The following is a 19223-nucleotide window of genomic DNA, read 5'->3' on the forward strand; positions in this document are numbered from 1 at the left end:
GAGTCAGAAACGTGAGAGAACTGCTGCGCGACAAGGTCTACATCCGGTACTGGCTGGCGGTGGTCGTCTCCTTCCTGGGAGACGGCATCGCGAAGGTCACCGTGGTGTACGTGGCGGCCACTCTCACCGATGCCCCGGCTCTGTTCATCGCCGCCGTGGTCATCGCCCAGCTGGTCCCCTCCGGAGTCCTGGGCACCTTCATCGGGCCGCTGGTCGACCGCATGTCACCGCGCGTCCTGCTGGTCGGCGCCGACCTGGCCCGCGTCGTCATCGTGCTGGCGATGATCCCCGCGGTGCACAGCGCCGGACTGCTGCTCGCCCTGATCTTCCTGGAGGGCATCGGGAAGTCCGTCTTCGAGACGGCCCGGATGGCGGCCATCCCGAAGGTCGTCGGTAACCACAGCCTTCCCGCGGCGATCGGCCTGTTCCAGAGCACGGTGCAGACCCTGAACCTGGTCGGGCCGCTGATCGGCGGCGTGCTGATGGCGACGGCGGGGGTCCGTCTCTCGTTCGTCATCGACGCCGTCACCTTCGTCGTCAGCGCGCTGCTCCTCGGCAACCTCGCAGTCCTCAAGGGCGCCTCGGTCACGGCCACATCGCCCGGCCAGTACTGGAGCTCCCTGCGCAGCGGCGTCACCGGCGCCCTCAGCATCCCGACACTGCGGACCGTGGCGTGGATGATGGTGCCGGTCATGATCGCGATCGGTGTGTTCACGACGAACGTGAACACCCAGCTCCTCGTCTCCTTCGACCTCTCCGCCTTCGACTTCGGCCTGGCCCAGGCCATGCTCGGCGCGGGCGCGATCCTCGGGGCGTTCTTCGGCCCCGTGCTCGTCAAGCGGTTCGCGCTGGCGGAACTGCTGGCCGCGGCGGTGGGCCTCTTCGCCGTGTCCCTGCTGGTCCTGTGGCCGATCGACCGGTACGGGGAGTCCGGGCTCGCCGTGATCTGTGCCTGGTGCGCGCTGGCCGGCCTCGGCATGAGCCTGGTCCAGGTCCCCGTCGCGAACATCCTGCTGCGCGATCTGCCGGAGGACCTGCGGGGGCGGGGGATCGCGCTGCTCAACGCACTCATGGTCAATTTCACGATCGTCGGTGTGCTGCTCGGCGGCGCCATCGCCAACTGGGGCGGCACCGCCGCGTCGATCATCGTGACCGGCGCGATCCTGCTGATCCCCGCCGCGGCGCTGACGCTCAGGACGCGCCGCATCGACCGAGCCGACGATGCCCAGGAGGATGCAGTGAGGATTCGCCGATGACCGCGCGGACGACCGTCCCCGTGCCTCTGCCCCCGGCGCCCGGCGGCGCCGCCGACGACGCGACCGTCCTGGCCGCCTGGGCGATCGTCCGCGCCGCTGCCCTGCGCACCGGCACGGTCACCGTCCCGCTGAGCGTCGGTGACCGCACCGGCGTGGTGACGGTCGACCTGGATGCGCTCACCACCGGCGCCGATCTGCTGGCCGTCTGCGTGAAGCAACTGTCCGACCCGGACGCAGCGCAGGACGAGCCGCTCGACCCGTTCACCGTGGTGCTGGGCCCGGCCGGGGCGGCGCTGAGCTGGCGGACGTCGTCCGTCGACCCCGTACAGGGGGAACTGCTGGCGGCCCTGCTGGCGCGCACCGCCGGCCGCCTCGACGCGGAGCCGTCGGCACCGCTCGACACCCTGCGCGCGTTCACCGGTGAACGGACCGCTCCGCCCGACGCGTGGCGCCGGGCCGCCGAGCGCGGCGCCGCAGACGCGCCGCTCGACCGCCAGCGGGCCGTCCGCGCGTGGGCGCGCCGTGAACCCGGCCGTCTCGCCCTCGTGCACGGCAGCCGGCGGATGACCTACGCCGAACTCGACGAGCGGTCCGACCGGCTCGCGAACCTGCTGCTCGCGCACGGCGTGGGCCCCGACGTCCCCGTGGCCGTGTGCTTCCCCGCCGGGATCGACCTCGTGGTCGGGCTGCTCGCCGTCCTCAAGGCGGGCGGCTGCTACCTGCCCGTGGACCCCGGCTATCCGGCGGCCCGCATCGCCTACCTGCTCGACGACGCCGCCGTCCGCGTGGTGCTGGCCGGCGACGGCGTGCGCGTGCCGGAGGGTGAGCGGCCGGTGATCCGGCCGGGCACGACGGAGGGCGAGGCGCTCATATCCCGGTCCCCGGCCGCGGCCCCGGCCGATCCCGAGGACCCGCAGCGGCTGGGATACCTGCTCTACACCTCGGGCTCCACCGGCGAACCCAAGGGCGTCGCCGTCACCGAGGACGCGGTCGTCCGGCTCCTGAAGGCGGCGGGCCGCCACCTGTCCGTGGAACCCGGTGACGCCGTCCTGTTCAGCTCGTCGCCCGCCTTCGACATCTCCACCGTGGAGATCTTCCTGCCGCTGGTCAGCGGCGCCCACGTCGTGATCGCCGACCGCGACCAGACCCGGGACCCCGCCGAGCTGGTCCGCCTGATCGACCACCACGAGGTACGTCTCGTCCAGGCCACCCCGTCGGCGTGGTGGCAACTCGCCGAGGCCCTCGCGGCGGGCGGCCGCCGCGACCGGCTCCAAGCCGTCACCGCGGGCGAGCCGCTCGCCCCCGACCTCTGCGGCCGTCTGCTCGCCGTGGCGGGAAGCGTCGTCAACGGCTACGGCCCGACCGAGACGACCATCTACTCCACGATCGCCACCGTCACCGCACCGGACGACGTGACCGTGGGGACGCCGGTGGACGGCACGTCGCTGTACGTCGTCGACGCGCACGACCGCCCCGTGCCCGCGGGCGTGCCGGGAGAGCTGCTGATCGGCGGCCGCAACGTCGCCCGCGGCTACCTCAACCGGCCGGAGCTGACGGCCGAGCGGTTCGTGCCCGACACCTGGCGGGACCCGGCCGTGCCGGAGCCGTCTGCGGTGTACCGGACCGGAGACCTGGCCTGGTGGGCACCGGACGGGCGGCTGCGGGTGACGGGCCGCATCGACTCCCAGGTGAAGGTCCGGGGGCACCGCATCGAGCCCGGCGAGGTCGAGGCCCGGCTGAACGGCCACCCGGACATCACGGCGTCCGTGGTCCGGGCCCGCGCCTTCGGCCCGGGCGACACCAGGCTGGTCGCCTATCTGGTGACCGCGGACGAGCGGCCCTTCGCCCTCGCCGCGCTGCGCGACTGGTGCGCTCTCGCCCTGCCCGACCACCTCGTCCCCACGGTGTGCCTGACCCTGCCGCGACTGCCGCTGACCGGCAGCGGCAAGCTGGACGATGCCGCGCTGCCGGGCCCGGCGGAGATCCTCGCCCGCCAGAGCGAGGGGCCCGGCCAGAGCGACGCGGGACGCACCGCGCCCCGTACGCCCGCCGAGCGGGCGGTGGCCCGGATCTGGCAGAAGGCGCTCTGGGCCGACGATCTCGACGTGGACGACGACTTCTTCGCCCTGGGCGGCGACTCGCTCCTCGCCACCCAGGTCACCCGGGAGTTGCAGCGCGAGTTCCTGCTGGAGGTTCCGATCCAGGCGATCTTCCGGTTCCCGACCGTCGCGGAGCTGGCCGCCGCCATGGTCCGGGCCCGGACCACAGGCCGGGTGGACGTGAGCGGCGCAGCGCAGTCCCTCACCGCCGGGGCGGGGGAGGTGGCGGGCCGTGGCTGACCGTTCGACCCTCGTGGTCGTCTACGACCGCGGCAGCCTGGCGCCGACCCGGCTCGCCGAGGTCGCCGCCGAGGACGACGTCGAGCTGCTGTTCGTGGCCGGCGCCGAGGCCGCCACAATGGGCACCGCCGACCCGGCCACGACGGCGCACATCGAGGAGATGATGCCGGCACTGCGGATGGTCGGTGAGGTCGTGACGGCGCGGCCGGGAGAGGAGGACGACCTGCTCACCGCGATCGACGCCCACCGTCCCGCCGGGATCGTCACCTTCAGCGAGTTCCAGCTCGGGCCGACGGCCCGGCTGGCCGCCCGGCTCGGCCTGCCGCACCACGCACCGGACGACATCCCCGCGATCACGCTCAAGGACGCCCAGCGCCGGCGGCTCGCCGAACGGGACGTCGACGTGTTGCGGACGGCCGTCGTCACCGCGCCCGCCGAACTCGACGCCGCACTGGAACAGGTCGGCCTGCCCGCCATCATCAAGCCCGTTCGGGGAGCCTCCAGCCGCAACACGAGCGCCGTGCACACCGCCGCCGAGGCCCACGCGTTCGTCGCGGTCGCGCTGTCCGGCGCCGGGCCCGGTCCGCGCGAGAGCGCCCTGATCGTGGAGGAGATGCTGATCGGCCGCCCCACACCGGCCCCTTGGGGCGACTACATGGCGGTCGACTGCGCCGTGCGGCAGGGCCGGGCCGAAGCGCTGTTCACCAGCAGCAAGTTCACGCTCGCGGAACCGTTTCGCGAGCGCGGGGCCTTCGGCAGCCGCCCGGTCGAGGACGCCGCGCTCGTCGCCGAGGTCGAGGCCCTCGCCTGCCGCGCGGTCGAGGCTGTCGGCGTCACGGTCGGCATCGCCGACGTCGAGGTCAAACTGACCGCCGACGGCCCCCGGGTCATCGAGGTGAACGGCCGGCTCGGCGCCTGGGTCGACGACCTCGCCGTACGGTCCGAGTGCTCGGTCCCGGCGCGGGTGGCCGTCCGGGCCGCGCTGGGCCTGCCGTTCGAGGGGCGCAACGCGCCAATGCCGGACAGCCCGATCGCGTTCCACTACTTGCTCGTGCCGCCCGTCGGCGTCACCCGGGTCCGTGACATCCACGCCGTACCGGCCCTGCGTCGCGTCCCGCACGCCGACCGGGTCACGGTGCTGACCAGCCCGGGCAGCCCCGCCGGATGGGAGATCGGGGCAGCGGCCAACGCAGCCGCGATCTCCGGAACGGTCGCCACGCACACGGAGCTCGCCGACACCGTGGCCGCCCTGGAGGAGGTGCGATGGATCACCTACGAGTGAGCACGCCCTGGCTGCGTCCCCTTGTCACACCGTCGCTGCCGACGCTCCAGCTGATCCTGCTGCCCCACGCGGGCGGGAGCGCGCACGTCTACGGCGACTGGGCGTCGTTCCTGCCCGGCGACGTCGCGTTGGCGGCCGTCGAGTATCCCGGCCACGGCGCCCGCGTCACCGAGCCCGTGATCGACGATCCCGCCGTGATGGTCGCCGAGGTGACCGACGTGCTGAGGGAGGTGCGGGAGCGGCTCGACGGGCGGCCCCTGATCATCGGCGGGCACAGCCTGGGCGCGTTGCTGGCCCACGAGGCTGCCACCGTGCTCCAGGCGGCCGGCCGGCCCGTGGACGGGCTGCTGCTGTCGGGCGCGCTGCCCGCGCACCGGCGGACCGTGATCGCGGACCTCAGCACCCTGACGGACGACGCGCTGGCCGTCGCGCTCGGCGCCGACGGCGACATCCCCGCCGAGATCCTGGAGGACGCCGAGGCCCGCGCCTTCTACCTGCCGATGGTGCGGCAGGGGCTCGTCTTCGCCCGCGAACTGTGCCGGGCCGTAGTGAAGGACCCGTCGGGGCGGGAGCCGGTGCACGCCCCGACCGTCGTCATCGGCGGCGCCGACGACGCGCGGTGCCCGGCGGCCGGACTCGACGCCTGGGCCGAGGTCGTCGACGGCCCGCTGGAGACGGCCGTGCTGCCCGGCGGCCACTTCTTCTACCGCCAGGAGCTCGACACCGTCGGCCGGCTCGTCGGGGGCCTCGTCGACCGGGCCCGCTGTCGCCGGGTCAGGAGCTGACCGTGTCCGGACGCTTCAGGTCGCCGCACGGCGCAGGCTCGCCGGCCGCATGTCGGTCCACACCTGATCGACATGGGCCAGGCAGTCGTCCTTCGGGCCCCAGAAGCCGGTGGCCGCCCAGCCGGGCGGCAGGTCGCGATCGGCCGGCCAGACCGAATACTGCTCCTCGTCGTTCCGGACCACCTGGAAGATCACGTCAGCCATTCTTTTCCTCACCGGGATTACGGAGGCGGGACATTTCCACGGCATGCGCCGAACCGATTCGGCGCGCCCTCCTGATTATTACCATGACCGCTCCGAGGCGTGAGTCTTTTGAGCGATTGAAACGTGCACACATGAAGTTCAGGTATTGAAGTGGGTTCGCTGTCTTGGGTAGTGTCCTCACACGCGACGACCGTACGGCTCACAGATGTAAACAAGGGACATCATGTTGCGGACTGCTTTCTGAACAGCAGCCGTTTCGGCCCGATTCCTTTGTGATTGTGTGATTCCTGTGCTCTGCCGCGACGAGCTGATCCCGGCCGATTCCCTTCTTTACTTCCCGTGCGATCTCGGCAAAGCGCCCGGAAAAAGACCTGAAAGAGGACTGCATGGCTGAGTACGGTGACGACGGGCTCAGGATCGCGATCGTCGGCATGGCCGGACGCCTGCCGGGAGCGGCCGACCTCGACGCTTTCTGGTCCGCCCTGGTGTCCGGCGAGGAGGGCCTCACCCGGTGGTCCGCGCGCAGCCTCGAGGACGCGGGCGTCCCGCGCGAGGTGCGTGACGACCCGGCGTACGTCCCGGTGGTGGGCGCCCTCGACCGTCCCGCCCGCTTCGACGCCGACTTCTTCGGCTACACCCCGGCCGAGGCCGAACTCACCGACCCGCAACAGCGGCTGCTCCTCGAAACCGCCTGGCACGCCCTGGAGGACGCGGGCCACACCGCCGAGAGCGTCCGCGGCCGGGTCGGCGTCTTCGCCGGCGGCAGCACGACGGGCTACCGCTCGCAGCGCATCGACGCCGACCCCGAGCGCCGCCGCGGCACGATGCCGGTGCAGGCCGCCGTCAGCACCGACCCCGACATGCTGGCCCTGCGCGTCGCGTACAAGCTGGGCCTGCGCGGGCCCGGCATCACCGTGCAGACCGCCTGCTCCTCGTCGCTGGTCGCTGTACACCTGGCCGCCCAGAGCCTGCTGCTGGGCGAGTGCGACGTCGCCCTGGCCGGCGGCGCCGCCGTACGGCTGCTCGAACCGGTGGGCTACCACTACGACGAGGGCGGCATCCTGTCCCCGGACGGGCGGTGCCGGCCCTTCGACGCGGACGCCGCGGGCACCGTCGTCGGCGACGGCGTCGCAATGGTCGCCCTCAAACGGTTCGACGACGCCGTGCGCGACGGCGACCACGTGTACGCCGTGATCCGCGGCTCCGCGGTCAACAACGACGGAGCCGACAAGGCCGGTTTCACCGCGCCGTCGCCCCAGGGCCAGGCCGCGGTCGTCGCGGAGGCGCTCGCGGTGGCCGGAGTGGACCCCTCGACCGTGCAGTACGTCGAGGCCCACGGCACGGCGACACCGCTGGGCGACCCGATCGAGGTGCGCGCCCTGACCGAGGTGTTCCACCCCGCGGCCGCCCCGGGCAGCTGCCTGCTGGGCTCGGTGAAGGGCAACGTGGGGCACCTGGACACCGCGGCGGGCGTGGTCGGCCTGATCAAGACGGCCCTCGCCATCGAGCACCGGTACGTCCCGCCGACGCTGCACCACCGCACGGCCAACCCGGCGACCGGGCTCGACGGCAGCCCGTTCCGGGTGAACGCCACCGGCGAACCGTGGCCGGCCGCGCCGCACCCGCCGCGGGCCGGCGTCAGCTCCTTCGGCATCGGCGGCACGAACGTCCATGTCGTCCTGGAGGCGCCCCCCGAGCAGGCCGAGCACTCCGCACCGGAACCGGACGAGCGCCACGTCCTCCCGCTGTCGGCCCGCAGCGCGACCGCCCTCGACCGGGTCTGCGCACGGCTCGCCGACCGGCTGGCCGGCGACCCCGGCCTCCGGCTCGCGGACGTGGCCCACACGTTGCAGTCCGGCCGGGCCGCATTCGCCCACCGGCGCGCGGTCGTCGGCCAGGACACCGCCGAGGCGGTGCGGGCGCTGCGTACGTCCCGGCCGGCCACCCGGGCCGAGACCGCCGCCGCCGTCTTCCTGCTACCCGGACAGGGCAGCCAGTACCCGGGCGCGGGCGCGCAGTTGTACCGGTCGGAACCGGCGTTCCGCGCCGCGTTCGACGCGTGCGCCGCGGGGTTCGCCGACCGCCTCGGCATCGACCTGCACGGGGTCGCCTTCGCCGCCGGCGACGAAGACGACGGCGCGGCCGCCGAACGGCTGCGGCAGACCGTCCACACGCAGCCGGTGATGTTCAGTCTCGACTACGCTCTGGCGCGCGCCCTGACGGCCGCGGGCATCCGGCCCGCCGCCCTGCTCGGACACAGCCTCGGCGAGCTGGTGGCCGCGTGCCTGGCCGGTGTGTTCACCCTCGACGACGCGATCACCGTGGTGGCCGCACGGGCCCGCCTCATCCACGCGGCGCCGCCCGGCCGGATGCTCACCGTGGACGCCCCCGCCGGCACCGTCGCGCCGCTGCTCGGCGACGACGGCGTGGTGGCCGCCGACAACAGCCCTCTGTCCTGCGTGGTGGCGGGGGCCCCGGAGGAGATCGAGCGGGCCGAGCGCCTGCTCACCGCCGAAGGGCTGCGCCCCAGGCTCCTGGCCACCTCGCACGCCTTCCACACGGCGCTCGTCGAGCCCGCGCTGCCGGAGTTCGGCGAGGTGCTGCGCTCGGTCCGGCTCGCGGCCCCGCGCATCCCGTTCGTCTCGAACGTCAGCGGTACCTGGATCACGGACGAGCAGGCCACCGACCCCGAGTACTGGGTCCGGCACGCCCGTCGGCCGGTGCGGTTCTCGGAAGGACTGAGTACGGTCCTGGACCGCGGCGTGCTGGTGGAGGCCGGTCCGGGCGCCGCGCTGACCTCGCTGGCCGCGGCGCACCGCGTCGCCGGCCGTCCGGTCGAGGCGGTCGCCCTGATGCGGCGCCGCGGGGGCGTGCCCGCAGACGAGACGAGGACGTTCCGCGAGGGTGTCGCCGAGCTGTGGACTCGTGGCGTGCCCGTCGACTGGGAAGCGTGGCACGGCGCGTCCGCCGGCCGCAGGGTGTCCCTGCCCGGCTATCCCTTCGAGGGCGAGGACCACCTGCTGCCCCGGCCCGGGAACAGCGGCGCGCAGGGCCGACTCGACCCCGCGCGCTGGACGAGTGTGCCGGTGTGGCGACGCGCTCCGCGGCCCGCGACGGCGCAGCCCCGGCCTGAGACCTGGCTGGTCCTGCCCGACGAGGCGGGGCTCGCCAAAAGCCTGGTGCCGCTCCTTGAGGCGGCCGGTCACACCGTGGTCACCGCCCCGGCCGGGGAGAGCGGCGTCGACGGGGTACGGCCCGATCACGTCGTGGACGCCCGCGGCGTCGGCGGCGACGACCCCGCCGGCGAGGCCGCCCTGGACGCACTGTTGGACGTGGCGCGGCGCCTCGACGAGGCCGGCGACGGCAGGCCGGTCCGGATCGACGTCCTCACCGACGACCTGCACGACGTGGACGGCAGCGGCGCGACCCGCCCCGGCCGCGCCACCGTCCTGGGCGCAGCCCGGGTCCTCGGCCAGGAGTACGCGACCCTGCGCACCCGGTGCGTGGACGTCCGGCTCGGCGAGGCCGGGCTGCCCGAACAGCTCCTCGCCGAACTGTCGGCCGACGGCGACGGCGACGTAGTCGCCCTGCGCGGCGGGCGACGCTGGCTGCCCGCGTACGCGCCGCTGCAGCTCGCCCCCGCCGACGCGGCCACGGTCTGGAAGACCGACGGTGGCTATCTCGTCAGCGGAGCCGTGCACGAGCCCGGCCTGTCGTTCGCCGAGGACATCGTCGGGCAGGGCGCGCGCGCCGTACTGGTGGGTCCGCCGGACTTCCCGCCACCGGACCGCTGGGCCACGGCGGACCTGCCGACCGGGACCGCGGACCGGCTCGCCCGGCTCGTCGCGAGCGGGCGGGCGGCCTTCGTCAGCGCCGACCTGCGCCGACCCGACGAGGTCCGGCGCGCCGTCGACGCCGCCCGCGCGCACCTCGGGACGGTCCGCGGCGTCGTGCACACGGTCTCCGCGCGGGGGGCCGGGCTGATCGCGCTCAAGACCCGCGCACAGAGCGCCGAGGTACTCGACGCCTGGGTCCGCTCGACGCTGCTGCTCGACGAACTGCTCCCGGACGGTCTCGAGTTCTTCCTCACCATGTCCACCACGGTCGGCATGGTGGGCGGGATCGGCCAGGCGGAGAACGCCGCCGTGGCCACGTTCCTCGACGCGTTCGCCGAGACCCGCGCCGCCGCCGGACGCCCCGTCACCACCATCGACTGGGCGCAGTGGGCGTTCGACGACTGGCACGAACAGCAGGCCGGGACACCGCGGATGCGGGAGGCCTTCGCCCGGCACCGGCGCGCGTCCGGCATCCGCGCCGACGAGGGCGTGGCCGTCGCCCGCGCCGTGCTGGCCGCCGGCCTGCCGCGCGCCGTCGTGTCGGCCGTGGACCTCCAGGAGGTGCTCGCCGGCGGCGAGGCCCTCGGCGTCGACGCCGTCGCCGACGCCCTGCGGGAGGCGCCCGGCGCGCGCCCCGCCTGGGACGCGGCCGACGACTGGCCCGACGACGAGGTGGCGCGCAGCGTCGCCCAGGTGTGGCATGAGGTGCTCGGCCGCCAAGGCTTCGGCGCGGACGACGACTTCTTCGAACTCGGGGGCAACTCGCTGTTCGCCATCCAGATCGTCGCCCGGCTCCGCGAGCTGCACGGCGATCTGCCCATGAACGTCATCTTCGAGGCCGCGACGGTGTCCGGCGTCGCCGCGGCCATCCGCGCGCAGCAGGCCGAGAGCCTCGACGACGACGAACTCGAGGCGCTGCTGCGCGAGGTGGAAGCCCTGTCGGCCGACGAAGCCGCGGACCAGTTGGGGGAGGACCATGTCTGACATCGCCGGCACCGAGCGCGACCTGCGGCAACGGGTGGAGTCACTGGGCGCGCGACAGCGCGAACTGCTGGAGCGCAGACTCCAGGAGAAGCGCCGCACCCTGCCGTGGCTGCCGGCCCGGCCGGAAGCGGCGGCCGGGAGCGCGACGGCCCGTCCCGCGCGCGCCCGCCGCACCCGGCGGCCCACCAGCCGCATGGACTTCAGCCTGTTCTTCTTCTCCAGCGACGGCTCGGTCGAGGGCCCGGGCAAGTACCGGATGCTGCTGGACTGCGCCCGCTACGCCGACACCCACGGATACGACGGCATCTGGGTTCCCGAGCGCCACTTCGTCGACTTCGGCGGCCTCTACCCGAACCCGTCGCTGCTGGCCGCGGCGATCGCCGCGGTGACCGAGCGGCTGCCGATCCGGGCCGGCAGCGTGGTCGTGCCCCTGCACCACCCCATCCGCATCGCCGAGGAGTGGTCGGTGGTGGACAACCTCTCGGGAGGCCGGGTCTCCGTCTCCTGCGCCTCCGGCTGGCATCCGGACGACTTCGTCCTCGCCCCCGACCCGAGCCCGGAGCGCTACACGCAGCGCCGCGCCGAGATGTTCGACCAGATCGAGCTGGTGCGGCGGCTGTGGCGGGGCGAGGCCGTGCCGATGCGCCGGCCCGACGGCGAGACGGTGCACCTGCGCTCCATGCCGCGCCCCCTCCAGCCCGAACTTCCTGTCTGGATCTCATCGTCGGGGAACGTGGAGACGTTCATCCAGGCCGGGAAGGCCGGGGCGCACGTCCTCACCGGGCTTGTCGCGCAGCAACTGCCGGAGCTCGGCGAGAAGATCGCCGCCTACCGCGCCGCGCTGCGCGACAGCGGCCACGACCCGGAGCGCGGCAAGGTCGGCGCCATGGTCCACACGTTCGTGGGCACCTCCGACGACGAGGTGCGCGACCTGGTCCGCCGCCCGCTCATCAGCTACCTCACCACGTTCCTGGCGCAGCAGGAGAGCTTCGGCAGTACGTACTCCCAGATGGACGCGGCGGAACGGGAGGCCATGCTGAACGTCATGTTCGACCGCTACTTCGACACCATCGCGCTGCTGGGCACGCCCGACAAGTGCGAGACCCTGATCGAGGACCTGGTCGACATCGGCGTCGACGAGGTGGCCTGTCTCGTCGACTTCGGCGTGGACGACGACCGGGTGCGCGACAGCCTCGACCACCTCACCGAACTCAAGCGCCGCTACGCCGGTCCGCGAGGTGACGTGCTGTGACCGACATGGCGCAACGCCTCGCGAAACTGACGCCCCGGCAGCGGGCGCTGCTCGACCGGCGACTGCGGGAGCGCGGCGGCGCCGTCCCGACCGAACTGCCGATCCACCCGCGCGGCCATGACCGGCCGAGTCCCTGCACGGTCGACCAGGAGCGGATCTGGCTCATTCACCAGTTCGACCCGAGCGACCCCGTCTACAACGTCCTCTTCGGCTGGCGGCTGCACGGCCCCCTGCGCCTGGACGTGCTGCGGCGGGCGATCGCCGCGCTGGTGCGCCGCCACGAGGCGCTGCGCACGACGTTCCGCCTCGACGGACTGCGACCGGTGCAGGTGGTGCACGCCGATCTGCCGTACGAGTTCCGCGAGTTCGACCTGACCGGCCTGCCGCCCGCCGAGCGCGAGGCGCGGATGTGGGAGCTCGGCAACGCCGAGGTGCGGCGCCCGTTCGACATCGTGACCGGTCCGCTGGTGCGGATCTCCGTGATCCACCTCGCCGACGACGAGACGGTCATGGTCGGCACGATCGACCACCTCGTCTGGGACCGGCGCTCGTTGGGCATCTTCGGTGCCGAGGTGGCCGAGTTCTACACCGCGGAGATCACCGGCCGCGACCCGGTCCTTCCCGAACTCCCCCTTCAGTACGCCGACTACGCCGAGTGGCAGCCGCAATCGGTCGAGGAGCGGGTGAAGCGGCGTGAGGTCCCGTACTGGCGCGAGCGGCTCGCCGGCTCGTCGCTCGTGCTGGAGCTCCCGGCGGACAAGCCCCGGCCCCCGGTACAGACGTTCACCGGAGCCCGGTACGAGTTCCACCTCACCACTGAACTCACGCAGGCCGTACGTGAGTTGGCCGTGCGTGAGGGCAACACCGTCTACGTCGTCATGCTGGCCGCCTGGCAACTGCTCCTGCACCGCCTCACCGGGCAGGAGGACATCGTCGTGGGCACCACCTCCTCGACACGCAGCCGGTCCGAGGTGGAGAACCTCATCGGCTACTTCCTGACGATGCTGCCGCTGCGCACCGCCATCCGGACGGAGATGACCTTCCGGGAGCTGCTGCGCGCCGTGCGGCGGACGGTGGTGGACGCCTTCGACCACAAGGACATCCCGTTCGGGACGCTGCTCGACGAGCTCGACGTGGAGCGCGACCCGAGCCGCAACCCCGTCTACCAGACGTCGTTCATGTTCGTCGACTTCCACGAGGAGCCCGTGCGGCTCGCCGGCCTGCGGCTCGAAGCGCTCATCTTCGACAACCACACGGCGAAGGACGAGTGCATGCTCTGCGTCTTCGACGACGAGGTGCTGGCCGACCACCTCTTCGGGCTGTTCGAGTACAACACCGACCTGTTCACCGAAGAGACCGTCGCCCGCATGGCCCACTACCTGCGCCGGCTCCTCGAACAGGGCGTGGCCGACCCGGACCTGCCGATCGGCCGCCTCTCCCTGACCGACGACGCCGACCTGGCCACGATGCTGACGGAGTGGAACCGCACGGACGCGCCCCGGCAGGCCGGGCTCCCCCTCGACGCGCTGGTCCGCCGCCAGGCCGCGGCGACTCCGGACAGGGTCGCGGTGTCGAGCGGCGACGACCGGCTCACGTACGCCGAACTCGTGCGGCGCGCCGCCGAACTGGCCGCCTTCCTGCGCGAGCGGGGCGCGGGACCGGAACGCGTCGTGGCCGTCTGCCTGGAGCGCTCCTGCGACCTGTTGGTCGGCCTGCTCGGCGTACTGATGTCGGGCGCGGCCTACCTGCCCCTCGACCCGGTCCTTCCGCCGCTGCGACTGGCCGAGATGAGCGCCGACGCCGGGGCGGCCGTCCTGCTGACGGAGGCGGCCCTGCGCCCCGCCCTGGCACAGTGCGCCGGGGACGTGGTCTGTGTGGACCTCGACCGGGACGCCATCGCGGCGAGCGAGCCGTTCGCGGCGGACGCGACGGACGGGGAACTGGCCGACGAGCGCCTCGCGTACGTCATCTACACGTCCGGGTCCACCGGGCGCCCCAAGGGCGTCGAGGTCTCCCACCGCGCCCTGGTGAACCTGCTCCTCGGCATGAGCGACGAGACCGGCGTGGCGGCCGACGACGTCCTCGCCGCCGTCACCTCCGTCTCCTTCGACATCGCCGGCCTGGAGCTCTACATGCCGCTGGTGTGCGGCGCCGAGGTCGTCATCGTGCCGCGGGCCGTGGCCCAGGACGGGGGCGCCCTGCGCGGTCTGCTCGCCGACCGCGGTGTCACGGTCATGCAGGCGACCCCCGCGACCTGGCACCTGCTGACGGAGACGGGCTGGCGCAACACCGGCGGCCTGCGCGTCCTGGTCGGCGGCGAGGCCCTGCCCCCGGGCCTGGCCCGCATTCTCACGGACGGGCCCGCCCCGGTGTGGAACGTGTACGGCCCGACCGAGACCACCATCTGGTCGACGAGCTGGCCCGTCGAGCCACGAACCGACGAGGTCTCCATCGGCCGCCCGATCGCCAACACCCGCCTGTACGTCCTGGACGAGCACCTCGACCCGGTACCCGCCGGGGTCCCCGGCGAGCTGTACATAGGCGGCGCCGGAGTGGCGCGCGGCTACCGCGCCCGGCCGGGGCTCACCGCCGAGCGGTTCGTCCCCGACCACCTGGGCGGTCGCCCCGGCGCCCGGATGTACCGCACCGGCGACCGGGTCCGCTACCGTCCCGACGGCACGCTCGTCTACCTGGGCCGGGACGACGGCCAGGTCAAGCTGCGCGGCTACCGGATCGAACTCGGCGAGATCGAGACGCGCCTCGCCGAGCACCCGGGCGTGACCCGCGCCGTCGCCATGGTGCGCGAGGACCGGCCCGGTGACCGTCGTCTGGTCGCGTACGTACAGGTCCGCGCCGATGCCCCGCGGCCGGACCAGCTGCGCGACCACGTGCGCACCCACCTGCCCGACTACATGGTTCCGGCCGCCGTCGTCACGGTCGCCGGCTTCCCGCTCACCACCAGCGGCAAGGTCGACCGCAAGGCGCTGCCCGCGCCGGCCGTCGAGCGCGACAGCGCCGCCTTCGTCGCACCCCGCGACCCGGTGGAGCTGGCCGTGGCCGCGGTCTGGGAGGAGGTTCTCGGCACCCGGCCGGTCGGCCTGCACGACCGGTTCTTCGACCTCGGTGGCCACTCGCTCCTGGTGCTCAAGCTGATGACGGAGATCGAGCGGCGGTTCGGCCGGAAGCTGCCGGTCGCCGCGATCTTCCAGGGCGCAACCGTCGAGCGCTTCGCCCAGCTGCTGCGGGAGGGCTACCGCCCCCAGGAGGAGGCGCACCTCGTGGAGATCAGGGCCGCAGGCGCCGGCCGCCCGATCTTCTTCGCGCACCCCGCGGGCAGCGAAGTGGTCTGCTACATGCCGTTCGCGCGGCTGGTCGAGCCCGCCGACCGCCCGCTGTACGCGATCGCGCCGCCGCCACTGCGCGACGGATCCCTGCCGTACGCGACGTTCGAGGAACGGGCCGCCGTGTACGCCGAGTTGATCCGCGCCACGCAGCCGCACGGCCCGTACACGGTCGCCGGCTGGTGCTACGGCGGGACCAACGCCTACGCCATCGCCAAGGAGTTGGAGAGCCTGGGCGAGGAGACAGAGCTGGTCCTCTTCGACTCGCACCCGCCGGTGTACGTCACCGCCGAGGAGGAACCGGACCGCGCGGACATCGTGGCGGCACTGGCGCAGAACCTCCAATGGAACTACGGCGAGGGCCTGTTGACGGTCGACCGGCTGCGCGGACTCACCGACGAGGAGCACCTGGACTACCTGCTCGACATCGCGCGCCGAGGCGACTACCTGCCCCCCGACGCCGGACGCGAGCGAATGGCCCAGGTGATCGACCTGTGGATCGCGAACCTGCACCTCGTGTGGCGGTACCGGCCCGAACCACTGAAGGCGCCCTGCACACTGGTGCTCGCGCGCGACGAGGATCCCGAGCAGTACCGCAGGTGGGACGAGCTCGCCGCCGGCGGACTCACCGTCCGCACGGTCGAGGGCAACCACTACACGATGATGCGCGAACCGCTGGTCACCGCGGTCGCGGCCGTACTGAACGAGACGAAGGACGCACCCCGATGACCGCCGAGACACTGCCCGCGTTCGCCGCCCAGCAGCGACTGTGGTTCATGGCCGAGATGCGGCCCGGGGATCCGTTCTACAACATTCCCTTCACGGTGCGCCTCGACGGTGCCCTCGACCCCGTGGCGCTGCGCCGCGCCCTGACCGAACTGGCGCGGCGCCAGCCCGCGTTGCGCATCGCCCTGCGCGCCCGTGACGGCGTCCTGGAGCAGGTCGTCACTGCGCCCGCCCCCGTCGTGGTGGAGGACGCCGACCTCACCGGGCTGCCCGCGGCGGAGGCCGAGGAGCGCGCGGACGAGCTGGCCGCCGAGTTCACCGGCCGCGGCTTCGACCTCTCCGCCGGACCACCCGTACGGTTCCTGCTGACCCGGCTGGGCGAGGCGGACCACCGGCTGGTCGGGTGCGTCCACCACATCGTCTTCGACGGCGTCTCGCTTGAGCTGTTCCTCACTGAACTGACCGCCCTCTATGAGACGTTCGCGCGCGGCACGGAACCGGAGCCCCAGGAGCCGGCTGACTATGCCGGCTACGCCCGCCGCCGCGCCGCCGCCGTGGACGACACGTCGGCCCGGTTCTGGACCACGCACCTGACCGGCGCGCCGGAGGTGATGGACCTGCCGCTCGACCGCTCCCGCCCCGCGGTCACCTCGCACCGGATGGCGTACCTGAGCCGGGTGATCGGGCCAAAGACCGCCGACCGCCTCGCACCGGTGGCCCGGCGGCTGCGGGCCACCGAGTTCATGCTGACGAAGGCCGCCTGCGACGTCCTGCTGCGCCAGCACGGCGTGCCGGACGCGGTGACCGCCCTGGCCCTGTCCGGGCGCGACGACCCGGCGGTGGCGGGGCTGATCGGCTACCTGGCCAGGCCCGTCGTACTGCGCACCGAACTCTCCGGCGACCCGGGCTTCGACGAGGTGCTCGCGCAGGTGCGGGGCTCCGTGCTCGACGCGCTGGAACACCCCGACCTGCCGTTCGAGACGGTCCTCGGCAACCTCGGCGTCTCGCACGACGCCGGCTACTACCCCTACTACCAGGTGATGTTCGGTTACGAGGACCAGGTCGCGCCGCGCAGCGCGGGCGGGCTGACGTTCAGCACGTCGTACCTGCCCCTGCCGACCGCCAAGGTCGAGCTGGACTTCGCGCTGACGCGTACGGAGCAGGGCCTGCGGGTGCGGATCGGCTACCGCGAGGACCTGTTCGACACGGTCACCGCGGAGCGGCTCCTGGCCCGCCTGGAGACGATCCTCGGCCGGATCGCCGACGACCCGCGACAGCCGGTCTCGCGGCTGATCGCGGCCACCGACGCCGACGTGCGCCTGGTCCTGCACGACTGGAACGACACCGCGCGCGACGTACCCGACCTGCTCATCCACCAGCTCTTCGAACGGCAGGCCGCGCGGACCCCCGACGCGGTCGCGGCGCGCTGCGGCGACCGGGTCTGGCGCTACGACGAGCTGGAGTCCGCCGCGAACCGGATCGGCCACCTGTTGCGCGGCCTCGGTGTCGGCCCCGAGGACCGGGTCGGCGTGTGCCTGCCGAGGTCCCTGGAGATGCTCGCCACGATGCTCGGCGTGTTCAAGTCCGGTGGCGTCTGGGTGCCGTTGGACCCGACCCTGCCCCAGCGGCGGCTCGAACAGATCATGACGGACGCCGGCCTGTCGGTTGTCGTCGCGGCGCCGCAGTACGCGGACCTCGTCGCCGGACATCCGGCGCGCCGCGTGGAACTCGACGAGGGCGGGACGCGGGCGCTGGACGGCGTGCCCGACGGGCCGGTCGACTCACCGGTGCGGCCGGCCAACGCCGCCTACATCCTCTTCACCTCCGGGTCGACCGGCGGCCCGAAGGGCGTGGTCCTCGAACACCGCAACCTCATCAACCTCATCACCTGGGCCCACCGGGAACTGGGCGAGAAGACCTTCGCCTCGGTGCCGCTGATCAGCTCGATGACGTTCGACGTCTGCATGTGGGAGATCTTCACGGCACTCTCAGGCGGCGGGACCGTCGTCATCGCCGAGGACGCCCTCGCGCTGCCGCGCACCGCGGGATCCGAGACCGCTACGGTGGTCACCGCGGTGCCGTCGATCTGGAGCGAACTGCTCAAGATGGGCGGGGCCCCGGGTTCCGCCCGCACGGTCGTCTCCAACGGCGAGGTGCTGTCCCCGTCCGTGCTGCGCGGCCTGGCCGCGCTCCCCGGCGTGGAGACCGTCTACAACATGTACGCCCCCACCGAGACCACCACGTTCTCCCTCTTCAACATCGTGCACCCGGACGAACCGATCCCGATCGGCCGCCCGATGCTCAACACCCGCGCCTACGTCCTGGACTCCCTCAAGCGGCCGGTACCGCCCGGCGTGGTGGGCGAACTGCACCTGGGCGGCGCCGGGGTCACCCGCGGCTACCTGAACCGGCCGGGTCTGACCGCCGACCGGTTCGTCCCCGACCCGTTCTCGGCCGTGGGCGGTGAACGCCTCTACGCCACCGGCGACCTCGTGCGGCACGCCGCCGACGGCCGCATCCTCTACGTCGGCCGGGTCGACCACCAGGTGAAGCTGCGCGGCGCGCGGATCGAACTGGGCGAGGTCGAAGCCGTGATGCTCGCCCATCCGGCCATCGGCGAGGCGTGCGCCATGGTGCGGCGCGCACCGGGCGGCGACGAGCTGGTGGCTGCGGGCGCGCCCCGGCCCGGCGCGGCGGTGAGCGACGCCGAGCTGCGTGTCTTCCTCGCCGACCGGCTCCCCGGCTACATGGTTCCCGGTGTGCTGCGAGTGACCGACCGGCTGCCCCTGCTGCCCAGCGGCAAGCTGGACCGCAAGGCGGTGCTCGCCCTGCTGGCAGCCGAGCCGGTGACGCGCTCCAAGGAGGCGGCCGCCAGCGAGGCGGAGCACCGGGTCACCGCGTGCTGGAAGGCAGTGCTCGGCACCGAGGCCGGGGCGACCGACAACTTCTTCGACGCGGGCGGCAACTCGCTGCTCCTCATCCGCCTGCGCGAGACCCTGCGTGCCGAGTTCGACCGCGACGTGCACGTCGTCGACCTGTTCCGGCACCCGACCGTGCGTGCCATGGCGAGTTTTCTCGACGGCGAGGCCGCCTCCGCAACCGCCGCGGAGGGCAGCGAACGCGGCACGGCCCGGCGTGCGGCCCATCTCGCCCTGGCCCGACGGCGGGGCGCCACGCCCTGAATCCCGTCCGCCTTCGCGCCCCGACCTCAGGAGACA

The 19223-nt window shown here is 73.2% G+C and carries 9 protein-coding genes; 8 read left to right on the top strand and 1 reads right to left on the bottom strand.

Translation table 11 applies throughout. The features are described 5' to 3' along the window. Window positions 1-11: 11 nt before the first annotated feature. Genes AC6I72_RS00120 through AC6I72_RS00135 form a run of 4 tightly spaced genes read left to right on the top strand, consistent with a single transcriptional unit; the run spans window position 12 to window position 5662 of the window. On the top strand, window positions 12-1256 hold the full coding sequence (locus tag AC6I72_RS00120; protein WP_497998457.1) for an MFS transporter: 1245 nt from the start codon (window positions 12-14) through the stop codon (window positions 1254-1256). After that, window positions 1253-3595, top strand: a complete 2343-nt coding sequence (locus tag AC6I72_RS00125) for a non-ribosomal peptide synthetase (RefSeq protein ID WP_497998459.1) — start codon at window positions 1253-1255, stop codon at window positions 3593-3595. The genes AC6I72_RS00120 and AC6I72_RS00125 overlap by 4 nt, the downstream gene beginning before the upstream one ends. Next, a complete protein-coding gene (locus AC6I72_RS00130) occupies window positions 3588-4877 on the top strand; it encodes an ATP-grasp domain-containing protein (RefSeq protein ID WP_497998460.1) in 1290 nt (429 codons plus the stop codon). Before AC6I72_RS00125 ends, AC6I72_RS00130 begins: the two co-directional genes overlap by 8 nt. Continuing rightward, entirely contained in the window at window positions 4859-5662 is an 804-nt protein-coding gene (locus AC6I72_RS00135) for a thioesterase II family protein (RefSeq protein WP_497998461.1), read from the top strand. The genes AC6I72_RS00130 and AC6I72_RS00135 overlap by 19 nt, the downstream gene beginning before the upstream one ends. 15 nt (window positions 5663-5677) lie before the next feature. Here the strand turns inward: AC6I72_RS00135 and AC6I72_RS00140 are convergent, their stop codons facing one another. Further along, window positions 5678-5866, bottom strand: coding sequence for an MbtH family protein (locus AC6I72_RS00140; protein ID WP_497998463.1), 189 nt, complete (start codon window positions 5864-5866; stop codon window positions 5678-5680). Window positions 5867-6252: 386 nt separating this feature from the next. Here AC6I72_RS00140 and AC6I72_RS00145 point away from each other — a divergent pair, with 386 nt between their 5' ends. The 4 genes from AC6I72_RS00145 to AC6I72_RS00160 are packed head-to-tail and all read left to right on the top strand — an operon-like array spanning window position 6253 to window position 19187. After that, the gene (locus AC6I72_RS00145) at window positions 6253-10686 is read left to right on the top strand and encodes a type I polyketide synthase (RefSeq protein ID WP_497998465.1); all 4434 of its coding nucleotides are present in this window, start codon (window positions 6253-6255) and stop codon (window positions 10684-10686) included. Further along, on the top strand, window positions 10679-11938 hold the full coding sequence (locus AC6I72_RS00150) for a MupA/Atu3671 family FMN-dependent luciferase-like monooxygenase (protein ID WP_497998467.1): 1260 nt from the start codon (window positions 10679-10681) through the stop codon (window positions 11936-11938). Before AC6I72_RS00145 ends, AC6I72_RS00150 begins: the two co-directional genes overlap by 8 nt. 5 nt (window positions 11939-11943) lie before the next feature. Beyond that, complete coding sequence (locus tag AC6I72_RS00155) at window positions 11944-16008, top strand: non-ribosomal peptide synthetase (RefSeq protein WP_498004535.1); 4065 nt, start codon at window positions 11944-11946, stop codon at window positions 16006-16008. Continuing rightward, window positions 16005-19187: a non-ribosomal peptide synthetase gene (locus tag AC6I72_RS00160; protein ID WP_497998468.1), complete on the top strand. Its 3183-nt coding sequence runs from the start codon at window positions 16005-16007 to the stop codon at window positions 19185-19187. The genes AC6I72_RS00155 and AC6I72_RS00160 overlap by 4 nt, the downstream gene beginning before the upstream one ends. The last annotated feature ends 36 nt before the right edge of the window (window positions 19188-19223 follow it).

This window comes from Streptomyces sp. Xyl84, assembly GCF_059731885.1.